Raw genomic sequence first — 17,702 nt, forward strand, 5'->3', positions numbered from 1 at the left:
GTGAATGAGCAATTAGCCGAATAGACTTCGCTGATTCACTCTTGCACTCGTTGAAGAATTTGGAGCATGTTGCCTTCGGGATCAAAAAAGTTGCGGACGCGGCCTCCACCGATTGCATTAGTTAATTCGCCACCCCACTTTACGCCCTGTGAGTCGAGCCAGCGGATGGCCTCATCAATATCAGCGACACGGAGTGCTACGTGCGACCATCCGGGCGTCCAGGTAGTACGTGTAGGACGTAGCGTCTGATCTTTCGGCATGATTTCCAGTAAGGTTTGATCAGGGGCACGTAGCATCCAAACGGGTTTGAGCGGTCCGACGGGTCGGTGACGAAACCAGCGTTTGTAACCAAGCACCCGGCAGTACCAATCGGTTAGCGCTTCGACATCATCGGCAGCAACGGCGGGGTGATCGACGCCCAGAAAACGGGATTCGTTCATAGTGGAAATAGAAAGGAGTTCAACTGTTGAGTGTTACGTTTACTGTGTTGATTCGGCTAGTTCAAGCGTGAAGCCAGTTTCGTTTTCAGCCAGTGCATACGTCTTCTTATTAACCGTCAGCGAAAGCGATAATTTGTCTTCGTAGGAACCGGTTAGCTGGATGAAAACGCCCGGTTTACGAACGATCCATTGGTTCATTTCTGCCTGCATTTCCCAATCATTAATAGTTGCAAGCTCATCGGCATTCAGGATATGCAGTTGATTTATGAATGTCGCTTTCTTATCGTCTGTATGGCGGAATAGCAACCCGCTTCCGGGTCGACCTTCACCCCGTTGAGCAGGTTCAGGATGATACGCATCGTGCAGGTAAGCGTAAACCGGCCCTGCCAGAGTACCTTGCCCAATATGCCATAACTTTAATCCTGTCTGATGGCGGTACATAGTCAGACCGTTTCCTTCTGTCTGAATAATTGATTCTCCATCCCGGTTATTCAACAGCCAGTTCCAGACGGTACGTACGGGTTCACTAGCCCGAATTCGGTCGATCACGAACGTAACGTGAGCGCCAACCTGAATCCAGCAGCGTGTAAACTCCTGAATAGGATTTCCATACGTAGCAGCTACTTCCGAAACCACTACCGATACGTTATCAATTCGCTGAGCCGTAAGCAGTCGACCTCCGCGATTAACTGGTGCACTAACGGAACCATCAGCATGTATCTGCCTACGAGTTAATACGTTACGCTGTTCAAGCAACTTGATTTTCGCTAAGTCTTCCTGCAAACCCAGCGTATCTTGCTCAAGCAGAAACGTACAGGTATTATGCGTTTGGGTGGCGCATTCCAGTCCGTGAATCAGGTTACGGTAACAACTATGGCCGGGGTCGGCCAGGAGCCGTTCGCGGTTATAGACCAGCATGAAGCTATTCAAATCGCCCTGCAAATGACCAGGTGCAAATACGCCGTCATTATTTCCCGCCTGAATGGCCAGCACGGATTTGCCGTTCCAGGAGTCACGCACCAACGTATTACCGTTTGAAAACGATGTCGTTAAAGGTAGCTTCGCTTCCTCTGGCGAAATCGCTTTGGGAGAACGTAGCAACAGGGGCAACGTCAGAAAGCCCCAATCATTCACCATGCCGAACGTGGCAAGATCGTGCGGGCCTTGTTCTGGCTCCGGTTCGTAATATTCCTGAAAAATCCATCGCGCTAACCCTGCCTGAAGCGTTTCGGTTGAACGGGCCGCTACGTGTAAGAGCAAGTCGCCAGAGGGTCGGAATATAGCTGCGGAGTCGTTGAAATTTACCGCTCTGGCTCGTGGTGAGTCTCCCCAATTGTCCATCGGCTTGCGGTACAACATACTTTGCGCCATCCAACTCATTCCGCGTCCATACGCATCTATATCAAGTTGATGAGCTAACTCCGGATACGAACGTATTAGCGATTCGTACGCCAACATCAGGGCATTTGCCAGGTAATTTCCGTATTGCAACGACTCACCATACGACCCATCGGGCTGGAACGCCTGCGCCATACGTACTACGTCGGGAAGCAATTCTATGAGCAACTCTTCATCGCCCAAAGCCGCCGAAGCAACCAGCGCACCGGATGCCATAATACCCCGCCAGTTAGCCAGATGGTTGTTTTTCGCCAACCAGCGCTGGCACAGAACAATACCTTTGTCGTGTAAAGCCTGCCGAACTTCGTCCCGTTCAGCTTGGCTGAAAATATCCTCGGCTAACATCAATACAGCCGCTATTCCCCAGCAAACATGCGCCGTTTCCAGATGTCCCGTAAACGGTTCAACATGATTGCGAAACCAGGGACCAACCCATTCGGTTGTTGGCAGTCGGGCAATGTGCAATGTCGTATTTCGTAGCCATGACGACAATTCAGCCGTAGGTTCAAGCGCATACTGCATTGCCGCGTCGGATAGGTACTCAGCCGCCGGATACCACCAGCCAAGCGCGGCCCGGCCAAGCGTCGGACTTTCGGCATGAGGCCAAGTCGTTGCCAGCCGCGTATTTACCCGAAGCGCCAGCGCCTGCCGAAACTGCCGGACAACGGTATTCTCGCTGGACAGAATCGCGGATTTTTCGGCTTCGGTTAGAAACAGAGCTGGTGTTTTTACGGCTACCATCAGAAATACCCTCCGTTGCGCACGACTTCCGTTGGCGTCATGCCACTTTCGACCATTTCCTTAATGCCTTCTTCTTTATGCACGATCTTTTCGGCGGATACCAACACATCGTATGCAATCGCCTGTGGTATAGCGATTACCCCATCAATATCACCAAAAATCCAGTCACCGGGTTTTACGATTACTTCGCCAATCTGCACCGGTTTTTGATAATAATACATACGGAACCGGCCGAGCATTCCGGTGCTTGTTTTGTACTTGTGAAAGACCGGGAAGTCCAGATTCAGAATGGCTTTGGTGTCCCGAATGCCGTTAATTAGCGCTCCCCGGCAACCGGCTTTGAGCGCAGCCATCGTCATAACTTCACCCCATTGCGAGGTAACAGTATCACCCGTACAATCCCAGATGACGACCGAATCCTGGTGCAGATCTTCGAGCATTTGCGCCCGCAGCTCAAATTCGCCATCAGTTGTAATATCGGGGCCACCTTTGACCGTGAAAGCCATCCCCGCCATTTTCATTTCCTCGCGAAGTGGAGCAAAGGCCGCAGGTAGGCTGGACGCGTGCATGCTGTAATTGAAACGTAGTACGTCGTTAATCGCTCCGGTGTAGAGTTGCAGATAGCGCATCCGCATTTCCGACACGGGGATTGGGAAGGGAGGAACGGGCTTCTTACCGTCCGGGTGGTGTTTTCCGTTGGATTTCATTATTGTGCCAGAAATTTCATGTTGTCAAAATTGATTTCCCGAATGAGGACGTACTCGGGCTGGTTGAGCACGAAGAGAATAACCCGTGCTACGTCCTCCACTTTCAGGAATTTTTCGCGTGCTACGTTCCGATCACCCCAGTAGTTGCTGTCGGTTGGCCCCGGATTGACGTCGGTGACTCGAATTCCTTCTTTGAGGACCTGATCGGCCAGGCCGCTACTTAGTCCGCGAGCGCCAAACTTAGATGCACAGTAAACCGGAGCTGTTGGATTAGTACGTTGGCCACCCATCGAAATGACCGTCACGATATGACCCTGTTTGCGCGGTTTCATCTGCTTAAGTGCTTCTCGGTTGCAGAGGAAAACACCCCGCATGTTGATGGTAATCATCCGTTCGTAGGTCTCTAGATCGGTCATGGACAGATCGGTGGTCGTCAGGCCAATGCCCGCGTTGTTGAGCAGAATATCGACCGGGCCGAAGGCCTCCTGACACGTAGCAAAACCAGCTACTACGTCATTCTCTTGGCTGACATCGCCTTTAAATGAGCGAAGATTTTCGTGGCTCACTTCGTCGGCTAGTTGATGGGTTCGGCTGAAGTCAAAAACTTTAGCGCCCTGTTCCAACAGCGCGATAGCAGCCGCTTTTCCAATGCCACTCGATGCACCGGTAATGAAGACGACTTTGTCCTGTAAATTATTCATAGTCAGATAAGATCGCTTGAATTTTTCAGTGATTATTAACCGCTGTGTCAACAGGCTGTTGACGATGCATTACGTTCGTAATGGATGCATTAGAAATCGGTCGGCTGGCTCGGTACCACATGATTGCCGAAAGGACCAGACAAAGCAGGCCGGCACCTATGGCGACCTGACCGCTGGTTTCGCTCAGTGATGGTACGCTCATCGCCATAAACAGAATGCCCGTTACGACCAACGCGACGGCGTATAACCGATTCATGGTCTGCATAAATCCTGGATTTTCAGCAGGTTTTTCGGCTTCCGTCAACGGCGTACTTAAGCGACGGAAGAAAGCCTCGACACGCTGGCGATACGTATCGCTTTGAGAACCAATAGCGCCCGACAGCAGGAAAACCACCACGCAGGCAATGATTTCGATTAACGTAGCCCACTCCCACGAAACCTGCGGCATCGAATTGAGTACCAGTCCCAAAGCTACGCCGACCAATAACGTAGCAAATGCCCCCCAGGGCTGCGGCCGTTTGAGCACGATACCCAATACTAGCGGCAACGTCATCGGGATGGCGAACAGGCCCGTAAACAGTTTATTGGCCTCAAAAGCCCCACCGAAACCACCAACGTAAAGCGCCCCAATAGTGATGAGTCCACCAAGGACCAGCGTCATCAATCGACCTACCCAAAGCATCTCTTTGTCCGTGGCTTTGGGGTTGAATAAGCGGTGATAAATGTCGCGTGTCAGGACACCGGCCGTTACGTTGTATTCGCCACTCAATACCGACATCGTAGCCGCAAACATGGCCGCGACCATCAGGCCCATAATTCCGGCTGGAAGCAGCTTCAGGCAAACACTGACGTAAGCCATTTCAGGGTTTTCCAGATTCGGAATCAGGGCCTTGGCGGCAATGGAGGGGAATAGAAAAATGACGGGAAAGAGAAAGAAAAATACCGCTGTTAACATACCCTGTTTTTGGCTGGCTTCTTCGTCTCGAACGCTGTAGAATCGCTGGATAAATGTCCAGTTGCCGCTGTATTTAACGAGTATCATCAGGTAATAGACCGTCATATATAATGGCATTCCTTTGGGCCCATTGAACCAGGTGAAATGATCGGGAATCGTCGCCATCATCTTGGGCAAACCGCCAGCCGCCTGAATCGTCAGCGGTACCAGAATCAACGTAGCAACAATCAAAATAATGAACTGTACTACGTCGGTTACGACGACTGCCCATAGGCCACCCACAACCGTATAGAGCGCCACAATGATTCCGCAGGTGAGAATGGATGCTTCAAGCGAGAGACCCGTTGCCGCTTTTACGAACAGGCCAAGCGCGTACAGGCGAACCATGTTATCCAGGATTTTGAACAGCACGCCCATCCAGGAGAATGTCTGGCGAACGGGGGCGTTGAAGCGGGTTTCCAGAAATTCCATCGGCGTCATGATCCCCGCCCGACGCCAGCGTTTCGCGAAAATTGCGACGCCAACCAATGCCGGCAAAACCGTACTCCAGATCAGCGTCAGGGCCACAAATCCGTGCTGGTAGGCAATGCCCGCATAGGCCACGAAGATGAACGTACTGAACTTGGTCATGAAGTTGCTGATCGCTCCCGACACCCACGGAATGGCGTTTCCTCCCTTGAAATAGTCGCCAATATTCTTGACGAATTTGCCCAGAAACAGCCCGATGCCTGCCATCAGAAGCATGTAAATGGCAATGGCCCAGTAATCCAGTTGTTGAAGCGTTTGCACGGTTAGTTTGATTTAGGAATGTTGGGAGAATTTCGAACGTTTTTAAACTGGACTATTTCCGGGCCATTCGGACTGGCCTTCGCGTTTAAGCCATTGATTTGCAGGGTATCAACATCATCAGCAACAATGGCCGACCGGTTTTCTTCGTCGGCATAATCGAGGGTAAGATTGTCCAGCGTAATATTCTTGCCGTGCCGGATGTAAAACCCATAAGCCGGTAGCCGACCGAACATTTCACCGCGCGGGTAAGCGTCGATCTTCTCTGCAACTGTATGGTTTACAGCTGGTGGAGCGATCGGTACTGGTTTTCTCGTATCATCGTCGCTCAGTAGGGGTTTGTTGCTCCCGTCAAAGCGAAGCCGAATTTGCTTCAGGGTTATATTTTCGACCGGGAAGCCCGGAATTCCGGTAATTGAGCAACCGTAGCCGCCTATTCGGGTGCCCTGCACATTCTCAATCAAAATATCTTTTAGGATTCCCGTAGTGGCTTTGGCATTTTTCCGGTACGTCCGGTTTCGGGCCCCCAGCCGAACGAAAATGGCAGCTCCCTTAACGTTGCGGACCGATATATTCGAGATGTTGATGCGTTCGATACGGGCACCATCTACGGTCATTACACTGATCGCATCGACCCGCGTATCAAACACGGTGCAATTTTGAACGGTAATATCTTCAAACGCTCCGCTCGTTTCGGTACCGATCTTAATTCCCGACGCGTTAGAACTGACAATGCAATTGGTAATCGTAATATCCCGGCAGCTCTCGTTGGGCGATAGACTTTTCAGGCAAATGGCATCGTCGCCACTGTTAATGAAGCAGTTGGATACGCGTACAATCTGACAATCGACCAAATCCATGCCATCCGTGTTACGTCCTTTGGCATCGGCATGACGGGATTTTTCGATGTCTTTATTCTCCCGACTATCAACCGTAATGCCGTCAATAACCATGTTTCGGCACGACTGGTAAAACTGTACCCACGACCCCGAATTACGTAACGTAACGTCGCGCACCTGTACGTTCTCGCAGTTGCGAAAATGAAGAATTCGAGGGCGACCACTAAATGAAGGCGACAGATACGGGCCGTTGAAATCATCCCCCCGACCATCAATTGTTCCCCGCCCGGCAATCGAAATGTTTCGGGCTTCTTCGGCGTAAATGAACATTTTCTCCGTCACCAGCTCCCCGCCATAGGCCGGGTATTTTGAAGCCGTACTTGGGTAGTCGTTCACGTTGGCGCTACCCAGCAACGTAGCACCCGCTTCGACGTAGAGCGTTACGTTGCTTTTCAGGTAAATTGTACCCGACAGGAACGTACCGTTGTGTAGATAAACCTTTCCTCCGCCTGCTTCATGACAACGGTTGATAGCCAATTGAATAGCCTTTGTATCCATCGTTTTGCCATCACCATTTGCTCCATACGCAAAGGCGTCCCATACACCAGTAGGCTTCTGGCAGAAACCGGCTGTAGTGAGCGTCAGGCAGAGGCAAAAGATGTTGACCAGATTCTTCATAGTAACAATGGGTTTGGCCGATTACTGCATCGTTCCAGATTCTTTGACAGTTGATTTCAGTGATGGCGTTTCGAAAAAGCACGTTTGCCGGGACTGGCTCAAGGTATTATTAATCAGGGCAATAGCGGCTGATTTTTCGCCGTAAACCGACACGAAAGAAGCAACGGTTTCCGTTGGCCGAGACTCAGCAATAGTCGTTTTTTGCGTATTTATGAGTCGAATCAGTTCCGGTGTTTGCGCTACAGTTCGCGCTTTTAAACCCCGAATTTCCAGTTCTTCAACATCGTCGAAAACTAACGCCGGACGCTGATCGTCTTTGGCGAAACGCAGTTGCACCTGATCGAACGTAACATTTCGGGCGTGGCGAACGTAGAACCCATAGGCAGGCAACGTAGCACCGAACATCGACCCGGATGGGTAAGCATCTGCTTTTTCGGGAACAGTCGATGACTTAACGTCGGTGATACCACCGTCAAACTCAAAGTTCAGATTACGTAACGCTACGTTTTCAATCGGATAGTCGGTTATTCCGGTGATCGAACAACCCAACGTAGCCAGCCGACTTCCCTGAATATTGGAAATCATTACGTCCTGGAGAGCCGGTTTATTGACAACCGTATTACCGCCATATTTCTTGTTACGTGTTCCAAGACGAATAAAAATTCCGGAGCGTTTGATATTTCGCAGGCTGATATCTGAAAACGTGATACGTCTGACTTGTGCCCCATCAACGGTCATAATCCCTAACCCATCGCCCCAAGTATCGAAAACAGTACAGTTCTGAACCACAATGTCTTCGATACGTCCGGCCGTTTCTGTCCCGATCTTGATGCCACTCGCACCGGAGCTGACGACGCAGTTGGTAATGGTGATATTTCGGCAAGCCTTATCGGGCGAAAAGCTTTTCAGACAGATGCCATCGTCACCACTCGTGATAAAACAGTTCGTTACGCGCACAAACTCGCAATCAACCAAATCCATCCCGTCCGTATTCCGATGCTTGACGGTGTGTTCGCGATTCGGATTCTCTACGTCTTTATTTTCGCGACTATCGACCGTGATGCCGTCGATAACCATGTTTTTACACGCCTGATACGTCTGCACCCACGACGCCGAGTTCTGCAACGTAACACCTTTGATTTGCACATTTTCGCAGCCTCGTATATGCAGAATGCGCGGGCGGTATTTGAACGAAGGCCGTAGGTATGGATCGTTAGGTCCGCGATTGTCGATCAAGTCGCCCCGCCCATCGATGGTTCCCCGTCCTTCGATGCTAATGTTTCGGCAGTTTTCGGCATAGATCAAGGCTTTGCTGGTGAGCGGATGCTCGTCGTACGTTGGGTAGTCGGAAGCCTGATCCAGGAAGTCAGTTGCTTTGGGGCTGCCCAGCAACGTAGCACCCGCTTCGACATAAAGCGTTACGTTACTTTTCAGGTAAATCGTACCCGACAGAAACGTACCGTTGTGCAGATATACCTTCCCTCCCCCGGCCGAGTGGCATTGATCAATAGCCGTTTGAATGGCTTTGGTATCCATCGTTTTGCCATCGCCTTTCGCGCCCGTACGGAAAACGTCCCAGGTGCCGGATGGGCTTTGGGTGAAACCGCAGGTTGCTACGACAAGGCAGAGAAGGAAACTATTGAACAAGCGCGTCATTGACAAATGAGTTAAACTACTTTGCTTTTTTCCATGATCATCATTGGATAATCCGATACAGGAAGCTGCCGGAAAATCTGCGCTTCGGCTTCCACGCGACCTTTCCCTTCATCTGATAACTTCTGTTTATCAGGTATTTCCAATATCTCTCCCGAAAGTGGGTCGATCAGTACAGGGTCTGTAAAACCCCGGCCCTCCCAATCCCAGAGAATTAGATGAATCGTGTCGGTCGTTGGATTGTCGGATGCTTTTTGATCAGACCAGTAAGCCAGTACGGGACCGTTGTCGGTATTCAACGTAGCGGTACAAATACCTGGCAGACTCTTCCTGACACCGTTGCCAAATGCCTGATATTCTTTCTCCGTCGCGGCTTCTTTTCCAGACATTGCGTGCACAATGGTAGTGCGAGCGCGTACATCTCCATGAATCAGACTTCCCAGATGTTGAAGGGCTTTGTAGGCGATCTTCGGCTTAATTTCCGGCTTCTGACGGAGTATACCTTTGTAATTCGTATTGCCTGACCCCTTCGGATAATCGTGCAGGTCGACGATCAGAAACCACAGCGTCATCGGCAGATTCAGCGAACAGTCGGTCAGCAGCCGACGTAGCATTACTTTCGCCTGAATGGTTTCTGTCCAGGGACCTTCACCTATGAATCCGGTACTGTTTGGATCGGAAGGAAACCCGTTTTCACCCTGCCAGATTTTTATTTTAGGATTGTATTGATCAATAAACTGACGTAACGCTTTCGTCCGTTCGGTATACGCTTCGGGCAATGTTGTGTACGGGTGGAACGAGAAAATATCGATCAAATCACCCAATCCCGCTTTAAAAAGCTCCTGAACGTAAGTAATTGGCATGCGCGAAACCACGCCCCCGACGATGATCGCATCAGGATTGTTTTTCCGAATGAGCGGAGCCGTTTCCCGCACTAACTGCACATATTTCTTTGGGTCGGGTTTATCGGGTTTCCAGAAACCTGTCAGGTTGGGCTCATTCCAGATTTCGTAATGCTGAACTTTCCCTTTGTAGCGCTTGGCGACGGCAACAACGAACTTCTGCCAGGCAGCATTCGCCACGGGGTCAGCGGCCGACGGATAAAAACCAACTTCGCCTGCCTGATAATTCGTGTTGCCGTAACTGACGTTGAAAAACGGCTTAACACCCCGGCTTACCAACCCATCTACGCTTTCGTCAAGCCAACCCCAATCGTACTTACCTTTTTCCCGCTCTACGCGCGCCCATCCGGTCTGCAAACGTCCCCATTTGATGGGTAAATTATCAATCCAGGGATAGACTTCTTTGGGTTTCCACAGATCACGATCCAGTGTTTCGCAGCCGATGCCCAGGGGCGAGCTTTTAATTTCGGTTGGCTTCTTCAGGCGAATCGTACCGATTTTGTTTAAGGGGGCAACCGTTACGTTAGCTTCGGGTTGCGTAATGGGTTGTGATACGTTCGACTCAAGATGATCGAGCGATGCCGAAAGTGGGAGCACCGACAGCGTCTTCAGAAAATTACGGCGGTTGTTTTCCATGCGTTGATTAGTAGCTAGTTAATGGTTCGTTGAACACATTGCAGACGTGCAGCGAGTGACTATTGAAATGATAAGGTCCTTCGTATCCCGTATCGCCGAGCAGGTGGCTCACCAGCGCAATCGAAAGTGGATAAAACCAGGAACCCAACATGATGTGTGTGCGATTTGGGTCTTCGTCCCGTAGTTCGGCTCGGGCGGAAGTTTCGCCCTCCTGCCAGATCCAGTGCGGACGCGGAACCCAGTCGCTGGGCTGGCTGTCCTTCCGGTGCAGTAACCAGCCAACACCATCCGGGCTTTCGTGCTGAAGGGCATGCGCCAGATACCGACGGCAGGCGGCTTCTACATCCTCCCGGCGATAATCCGTCAGGGCGGCCAGATTGGCTAACTGGTAAGCCCCGTCGAAATCAGGGCAATCGGAGCCACCCGGCCAGAACGAACCATCGGGTAACTGGCAAGCCAGCGTTGAGTCGATGGAACGTTCCAAATGCCGAAGTGGCCAACCTAAGGCGAAATAAATAGGGATGACGTGGATGGTACCAAACAACCCATTATCGCGATCAGCGCCGAACTGTGTGCCCCAATAGCCAGTCCGGCTGTCCTGCAATTCTTCGAGCGCCGGGAACATGGCTTTCTCCATCAGCGCATCCACTTCCGATGCACCAAACCAATCCCGCAGAGCAAACAGGGCCGTAGCAGCCGCTAGCACCTGATTGCCAGCCGACCACGAATTACGCCAGTTGTAGTGTTTCACCCAGCGGTACAGTCGGCCGGCATTGAGCAGTGGTTCCAGAAAGCTCAGTTCCCGTTCGGGTTTGCGGTCGAGCACACGTAGCGCCCAAATGTTCCCGCGTGTGTAGTGCCAGACCGGTTCCAGTTCTTCCAAGGTGCGGAAGCGGCTAAACTCCGATGCTTTTCCAGAGAAAAAACCCTGTTCAGTTTGGCGGCTTTGAAATTGGTTAGCCCAGATATCCAGATCAGCCGCCGGACGATTGTGCAATTCGCCAAATAAATCCAGTACGTGGGCAGCGTGATAGGAGCCATAAAAACTTTCGCCCTCGCCCTGTTCTTTGCGATATACGCCGGGTGTATCGCCGATTTTCATGGCGTTAACAAAATCCAGCGATACTTTCTTAATACGTTGATAACCGGGCGTTTCCATCATGTTATTGGTTGTATTCGGGTTAAGGTTTACGTAAATAATGGGCTGAGAATTTTTGTCATCCTGACGAAGGAAGGATCTTAAAGCATACTTAATTGAATGTCAGGATGCTTTAAGATCCTTCCTTCGTCAGGATGACAAAAAATATCCTTAATACTCTATCAATCAAAATCTTATCTTTATTAATATCCATGATTTACGTCAATTTAATATGTTCTTAGACCATCATGATCAATTCAGAAAACCTCGATTGCGCAGCCAGATTTCCAGTTGCGTCATCCACGAATCGGGCAGATCGGGTTTGATGCCGAAACCGTGGCCGCCTTTTTCGTAGAGGTGTAATTCGGCAGGAATATTCACTTTTTTGAGAGCCTCGTAAAAGCGGATGCTATTGCTGAATTTCACCGTAGGATCGTCGCCCGCGTGGACCAGAAATGTTGGTGGCGTAGCCGTTGTTACGTGTTCTTCAGGTGAGAAATCGGCCAGTTGCTTTTCCGTCGGATGTTCACCCAGTAGGTTTTTGACCGAACCCTGATGGGCAATGTCGGGTCGAAAACTAACGACAGGCCAGCACAATACCAGAAAATCTGGACGTAGTGAAGTGGTGTCTTTTCCCGATTCAAATGCCTTCGTAAACTGGGTTGCTGCCATAGCCGCTACGTGTCCCCCAGCCGACGAGCCCAATACACCCAATCGATTCGGTTGAATACCCCACTCTGCTGCCCGTTGACGTACCACACGAAACGCCTGTTGAACATCCTGAAACGGGCCAATTGAACGATCCTGCATCAGGCCATCGGCGGGTAAACGATACGTTAGCACGAAGGCCGTAACGCCCCACTGATTCAGACGTTGCGCGATAAATCGGGCGTTTTCGGTATTCAGATTTCGATAGCCACCGCCCGGACAAATAATGATACCAGTACCATTGGGCGAACTAGACCGGTAAACGATTAATCGCGGGATAATCACATTGGATAAGGCCGTTAATCGCTTTTCGGCATCGTACGTACGTTTTTCTGGTTGCCTGCTGGTCACTGAGTTTGGAATGGCATTGGGATATAATGGTATCTCGGACTCCTGCTGGGCCATAATTCGCCCAGGCAGCAGAGTTACTGCCAGCAGAAGAAAGATTGTTTGTACCATTATTGCGCTCATGGAACGTAGCAGTTTATTGATTTTCGGATAGACTGATAAGCGACTTATCAGCAATCAGAATTGGCGAATCGTAGATGGGAATCTGACGGAATAGATTCTCTTTCTTTTGCCAGCTATCCTTTGAAATTTCATACACGGTTCCAGCAGCCAAATCCACCCAAACTGGATTTTTGAATCGGGCATTGGCAAAGGTGAAATCGCATAAGGTCTGCTCATTGTCGTTAGACGGTACGTTGTCTTTAATCCAGACCGTTACCGCCTGAAGCTGACTGACTTTATCGGCAAAAGCATACAGCGAAAGGTTACTGTTATCCTCTTTTTTGGTCGTATAGGGATACGTTTCCAGCCGATTTAGCCGGTCGTCGAATACGGAAGTCAGGTTTTGAAAGGCGGAATAAGCGGGTTTAGCGTAGGCCACCGTCATGTCTTCCTTCGCTTGCAACAAACCCTTATGATTCCACTCTTCAGGCGTTTTAGCGTCCATAATCGTGAAGCAGCACGACTCTTTATCGTGCCCCAGATCGGTCAATAACCGTCGTAGAATGTGTTTCGATTGCGTCAGTTCCGTCCAAGGATATTTGCTCATCGCGAAGTGGTTACTCCATTCCGATGGGCAACCCGCTTCTCCCTGCCGAATTCGGATTTTCGAGCGATTAACGCTCCGGCTGTATTTGGCAACAACCTTTTCCAGCTCGATTTCCGGATCCCGATTATCAGGATTCGAAATATGTCGGTGATGGCTGATTTCGTCTACTAAATCGAGTTTACCCTTTTCCTGAAGAATTGTCAGTACGTTGTCGGCGAATTTGTAATCGACGCCACTGCCCAATGCGAAGGCAATTATTTTGGCATTGGGACGTACCGAACGCACGGTTTCGGCACTGGTAATGAAAAAGTTAGCGTAGTCGGGAATGGCGATTTTGTAGTTAGGTTCGTTCCAGATTTCCCATTCCTGAACCTTATCGCCGTAGCGATTGACAATAGCCGTTACGTACTTTTTCCAGCCTTCCAGCGCTTCACCTGAGTACGGAATAGCCGCATTCAACGTAGTGCCGCCCCCACCCGAATAAACTGGATTGCCGTACGACAAGTTGATCCAGGGCGTTACACCTTGCTTCACCATGTCATTTACGATCTCATCGAGCCAGGCAAAATCATACTGCCCCTTTACTTTCTCACACTTCGCCCAACCCGACTGAATCCGCGCTTTTTTGACGCCGAGTTTGCCCAAATATTCTTTCCAATTAGCATAAATTGTGTAATCCCGGTCCATGTATTCGGCTCCAACAGACCAGTTGGACGAGCGAATATCCCGCGAGTTCTTCGGGGCAATTTTGCCGAGATATTTAAAACTTGGGTTAGCCGATTGTCCTGTAGGCGTGGTCAGTGGCAGAGCACTTTTTTCGGCAATCAACACGGGGTAGTCAGGTACCGGAACTGCTGAAAAGGTGTAGTTATTTCCGGTTTTTTTCCAGCTATTTTTCGGAATCTCGTAAACCTTTCCCGAAATCAAATCGACATAAACGGGCGTAGTAAATTTCCCCTCAATCGTTACGTCGGTCGATTTGGGCTCATACGTTTCGGTGGGTCGTGCTTCTCCACTCCACAACGTAACGAGACTGCCGCCATTCTTACTACGTTGATACTGAAACGCCGAGACAGTCGGCTGACTAACAGTAGGTTTGCTTTTGTCGAGGAGTTCAATCTGATCGTCGAACGTAGTAAATACGTGCTGGGCCGCTTTGTAGGACATCTTCGGCCGGTCGATGGTTTTGTCAGGGTTCGTTTTTAGGATTCCTTTCGTATTGACCCCTGTCATGTGGTCGCCAGCTGCGTAATGAATATCGCTGATTGTGAAGAGGTTAGTAGCGATACCGCGTCCATGATCACCCAGCATCCGGCGTAAATCCCATTTTGCCTGACTCAGTTCGCTCCAGTCAAATTGCCGCAAAGCGCCGATGTTGACGTTACTCAACGTAGAAGGAGCCCCGTTTTCACCCTGCATGAAGGTAATTTTTGGGTTATAACTCCAGACCAATTTACGCATCTCCTCAATCTTCGGGTACGACGTTTCGGGAACGGGTGCGTAGCCGTGATACGTCAGAATATCGATCAGGTCAAGCGCGTTTTTTTCTTTCATACGGCCCAAAAACGCCTGCATGAAAGCTGTTGCGGGAACACCGGCTACACCCAGCGCAATGAGCTTGGCATTAGGCTGGATCGACTTCACTAGTTTAGCGGTACGTATGTAAAAATCAGCTACTTCTTCGCCCGTATTCTGCTTGTTCAGATCGGGTTCATTCCAGATTTCCCACTCCGGAACCTGCGCTTTATACCGGGAAACCATCGCCCGAACCCAGTTGTCCCAGGCCGCTAGTCCTTCTTCCGACGTTGGAATCCGTCCACCCAACTTGGCTTCGCCACCACCGTTGTAAAGCGGATTGCCATACGACAGCTCGACCCAGGGCGACACACCCCGCGAATAAGCGTCCGGGATCACCGCATCGAGCCAGGCGAAATCATACTGCCCTTTCACTTTTTCACACTTGGACCACCCGCCTTGTAACCGAATTCGCTTGGCTCCCAGTGGCCCTAAATAAGGCTTATAAGATTGGTAATCAGTATAGTCACGGTCAAGAGTTTCGCCACCGATGGACCAGGTTGATGCTTTTATTTCTTTAGCCGAACGCGGACGTAGCTGGCCGATTTCCTGATAGCCTTTTGGCGTGGGAGGATCCTGTCCGAAGGTTGCTGCTAAAGTTAAACCGAGCAGACTAGCTGATAGAAAAGAGTGTTTGAATGCGCTCATTTTCGTTTTTGGGTTAATGGAAGTAACCCCTGTAAAAATCCAGCGATGTAGCCTGCCTGTAATTGCATGGCGAAATCGTCGTAATGCACATGATCGACAAAATGCTCGCTGCCCAGACTGCGCGTGAACGTATAGAGATCGATGACCGAAACACCATGTTTCTGCATTACCTCATCCGCAATAGCATTGTAGGCATCCAGATCTCGAGCGTAGCGTTTGAACGCTTTGGAGCGGGTGTTGTGCCGTTCGTCCTCCACCGACGTAGTGCGCATCCAAACCAGTCGAATATTCCGTTTGTGGAGCAGTTGGTAAATAGCCTCCAGATTTTTGCGGTAACTGGCCGAATCCACCTGAATGGTGTTCGTTTCCGGGTTTCGCTTGATGTCGTGCAGACCACAATTCAAAAGCAGAATATCCGGTTGAAACGACTTGTCGGGCGCTTTCAATTTCAGGTATTCCAACACCATCCGCGAATCGCCCCCGTTGGCCCCAACAGGTACGTCCAGGTTTTTAGCGGCTTGTCCATCGTCACTTTTCCGGTCGTACTGCCAAACGCCCTGCACGTATTTTTCCAGAAACGGCCCGTATCGCATCGAAATACTATCGCCAATGACGTACAATTTTGGCAAGGACGACGTAGCACTGAGCAGCAAATAGCAGAGCGGGAGAACGAGGATAATTTTGGAAAGTCTCATGAACAGTAAGCTTTGAAGACACGTAGTACTTAATACCCCGGATTCTGCTTCAGATTTTTGTTCAGATCAATTTCACGCTGCGGAATCAGATAGAACGTATTAAAGTCCTTGACAGGCAGCTTTTTAGCGGTCATAACGGCAACGTAGCGCCCCGTCCGAACCAGGTCGAACCAGCGTTGATTTTCAAAAGCGAACTCCACCCGACGCTCCTGCTCAATTGCCAGTCGGAAGCTGGTCTGATCTGTCGCTTTTGTGTCGGCCAGCCCAGCCCGCTTACGAACCTGATTTAGATATGTAACGGCTTCGGGGTTGAAGCTTACTTCGTTCAGGGCTTCGGCATACATGAGTAATACGTCGGCGTAACGTAGCACCGGAAAGTCGATATCGGAGTCATTGTTCAACGAGCCAAACTGGACGTATTTACTAACGTAGCGCTGATTGATCGTCTGCCCGTTTGCGTCGATGTACGACGATTTCATCGAAAAGCTTTTGCGCAGATCACCTGGCTCATAAGCCGCATCCATATCGGCGGTTGGGTAGCGCATGCTACCTCCCGTAATACGTGCCCCTTCGCTAGCCTGTACTGGTCCAAAGTTGCTTCCCTGACCCGTATTGCCCGATTTATACTGTACGTTGAATAAAATTTCTGCATTGGTGGGCGTAGCGAAACTGAAAACGTCGGAATATTTAGGCAATAGCTGATATTTAGCCGACGTGATTACTTCCTTCAGCTTACTGGCGGCATTGGTCCAGTCTTTCCGGGTCAGGTATACCTTGCCAAGCAGCGCTTTGGCGGCTCCCTGAGGCACACGGCCGACATCCGCTGTCCCGTACGATACGGGTAAGGCTTGTTCGGCGCTTTGTAGATCGCTGATTATTAGCTTGTAAATATCTTCCGCCGGCATACGGGTCAGGCTGCTGGCTCCATCGGGCGAGGTAATTTCAGAGGTCACCAGCGGTACATCGCCGAACAAACGGACGAGGTCGAAATAAAGTAAGGCACGAATAAACTGGGCCTCTCCTCTGTATTGCTTCTTTACGTTATCGGCAATACTAGCCCCTTCAATACGGGTCAGAATGGCATTCGTGCGGCTTATACCAACGTAGTGATCGCGCCAGGCAGTATAAATAATGTCGTTAAGTGACGTATACGTGCGATCAACAAACTGAAAATTATCGACATTGACGGCCTGCCGCGTAGTGACGCCATAATCAGCATTATCGGTCGATACTTCGCCCATCCAGTAGAGGGACGTACCATATACGCCCGACAATTTGAGCGAGGCATAGGCACCCACAACAGCATTGTTGAAGTCGGCCGCTGTTTGATAAAAGTTGACGGTGTTACGGTCGGTTTGGGGCGTAAGTGCCAGGAAATTATCGTTACAGCTCGTCAGCAGACTTGCACTCAATAGTGCTAGAAAAAGGTGTTTGGCTTTCATAAG

Annotated in this window: 13 protein-coding genes; all 13 read right to left on the reverse strand. The window is 50.3% G+C overall.

Translation table 11 applies throughout. From position 1 onward, the window contains the following. Window positions 1-35: 35 nt before the first annotated feature. Window positions 36-440 carry a VOC family protein gene (locus tag ACYVF1_RS18445; protein ID WP_461081489.1) on the reverse strand — a complete coding sequence of 135 codons (405 nt, stop codon included), beginning with the start codon at window positions 438-440 and terminating at the stop codon, window positions 36-38. A gap of 39 nt (window positions 441-479) precedes the next feature. Further along, window positions 480-2,579 (reverse strand): heparinase II/III domain-containing protein, encoded by a 2,100-nt coding sequence (locus ACYVF1_RS18450; RefSeq protein WP_461081491.1) that lies wholly within the window; start codon window positions 2,577-2,579, stop codon window positions 480-482. Next, window positions 2,579-3,286: an RraA family protein gene (locus tag ACYVF1_RS18455; protein ID WP_461081493.1), complete on the reverse strand. Its 708-nt coding sequence runs from the start codon at window positions 3,284-3,286 to the stop codon at window positions 2,579-2,581. The genes ACYVF1_RS18450 and ACYVF1_RS18455 overlap by 1 nt, the downstream gene beginning before the upstream one ends. After that, window positions 3,286-3,987 carry an SDR family oxidoreductase gene (locus tag ACYVF1_RS18460; protein ID WP_461081495.1) on the reverse strand — a complete coding sequence of 234 codons (702 nt, stop codon included), beginning with the start codon at window positions 3,985-3,987 and terminating at the stop codon, window positions 3,286-3,288. Before ACYVF1_RS18460 ends, ACYVF1_RS18455 begins: the two co-directional genes overlap by 1 nt. 25 nt (window positions 3,988-4,012) lie before the next feature. Then, a complete protein-coding gene (locus ACYVF1_RS18465) occupies window positions 4,013-5,731 on the reverse strand; it encodes a sodium:solute symporter family protein (RefSeq protein WP_461081497.1) in 1,719 nt (572 codons plus the stop codon). A 2-nt stretch (window positions 5,732-5,733) separates the two neighbouring features. Beyond that, a complete protein-coding gene (locus ACYVF1_RS18470) occupies window positions 5,734-7,245 on the reverse strand; it encodes a glycoside hydrolase family 28 protein (RefSeq protein WP_461081499.1) in 1,512 nt (503 codons plus the stop codon). Between the two features lie 21 nt (window positions 7,246-7,266). After that, complete coding sequence (locus ACYVF1_RS18475; protein ID WP_461081501.1) at window positions 7,267-8,901, reverse strand: glycoside hydrolase family 28 protein; 1,635 nt, start codon at window positions 8,899-8,901, stop codon at window positions 7,267-7,269. An 11-nt stretch (window positions 8,902-8,912) separates the two neighbouring features. Further along, window positions 8,913-10,436 carry a GH39 family glycosyl hydrolase gene (locus tag ACYVF1_RS18480; protein WP_461081503.1) on the reverse strand — a complete coding sequence of 508 codons (1,524 nt, stop codon included), beginning with the start codon at window positions 10,434-10,436 and terminating at the stop codon, window positions 8,913-8,915. Between the two features lie 7 nt (window positions 10,437-10,443). Then, complete coding sequence (locus tag ACYVF1_RS18485; protein WP_461081505.1) at window positions 10,444-11,598, reverse strand: hypothetical protein; 1,155 nt, start codon at window positions 11,596-11,598, stop codon at window positions 10,444-10,446. A 228-nt stretch (window positions 11,599-11,826) separates the two neighbouring features. Continuing rightward, window positions 11,827-12,753, reverse strand: coding sequence for an alpha/beta hydrolase (locus ACYVF1_RS18490; RefSeq protein WP_461081507.1), 927 nt, complete (start codon window positions 12,751-12,753; stop codon window positions 11,827-11,829). Between the two features lie 13 nt (window positions 12,754-12,766). After that, entirely contained in the window at window positions 12,767-15,562 is a 2,796-nt protein-coding gene (locus ACYVF1_RS18495; protein WP_461081509.1) for a GH39 family glycosyl hydrolase, read from the reverse strand. After that, the gene (locus ACYVF1_RS18500; protein WP_461081511.1) at window positions 15,559-16,257 is read right to left on the reverse strand and encodes an SGNH/GDSL hydrolase family protein; all 699 of its coding nucleotides are present in this window, start codon (window positions 16,255-16,257) and stop codon (window positions 15,559-15,561) included. The genes ACYVF1_RS18495 and ACYVF1_RS18500 overlap by 4 nt, the downstream gene beginning before the upstream one ends. Window positions 16,258-16,286: 29 nt before the next feature. Then, entirely contained in the window at window positions 16,287-17,699 is a 1,413-nt protein-coding gene (locus tag ACYVF1_RS18505) for a RagB/SusD family nutrient uptake outer membrane protein (protein WP_461081513.1), read from the reverse strand. Window positions 17,700-17,702 lie beyond the last annotated feature (3 nt).

The sequence above is a fragment of the Spirosoma flavus genome (assembly GCF_054778555.1).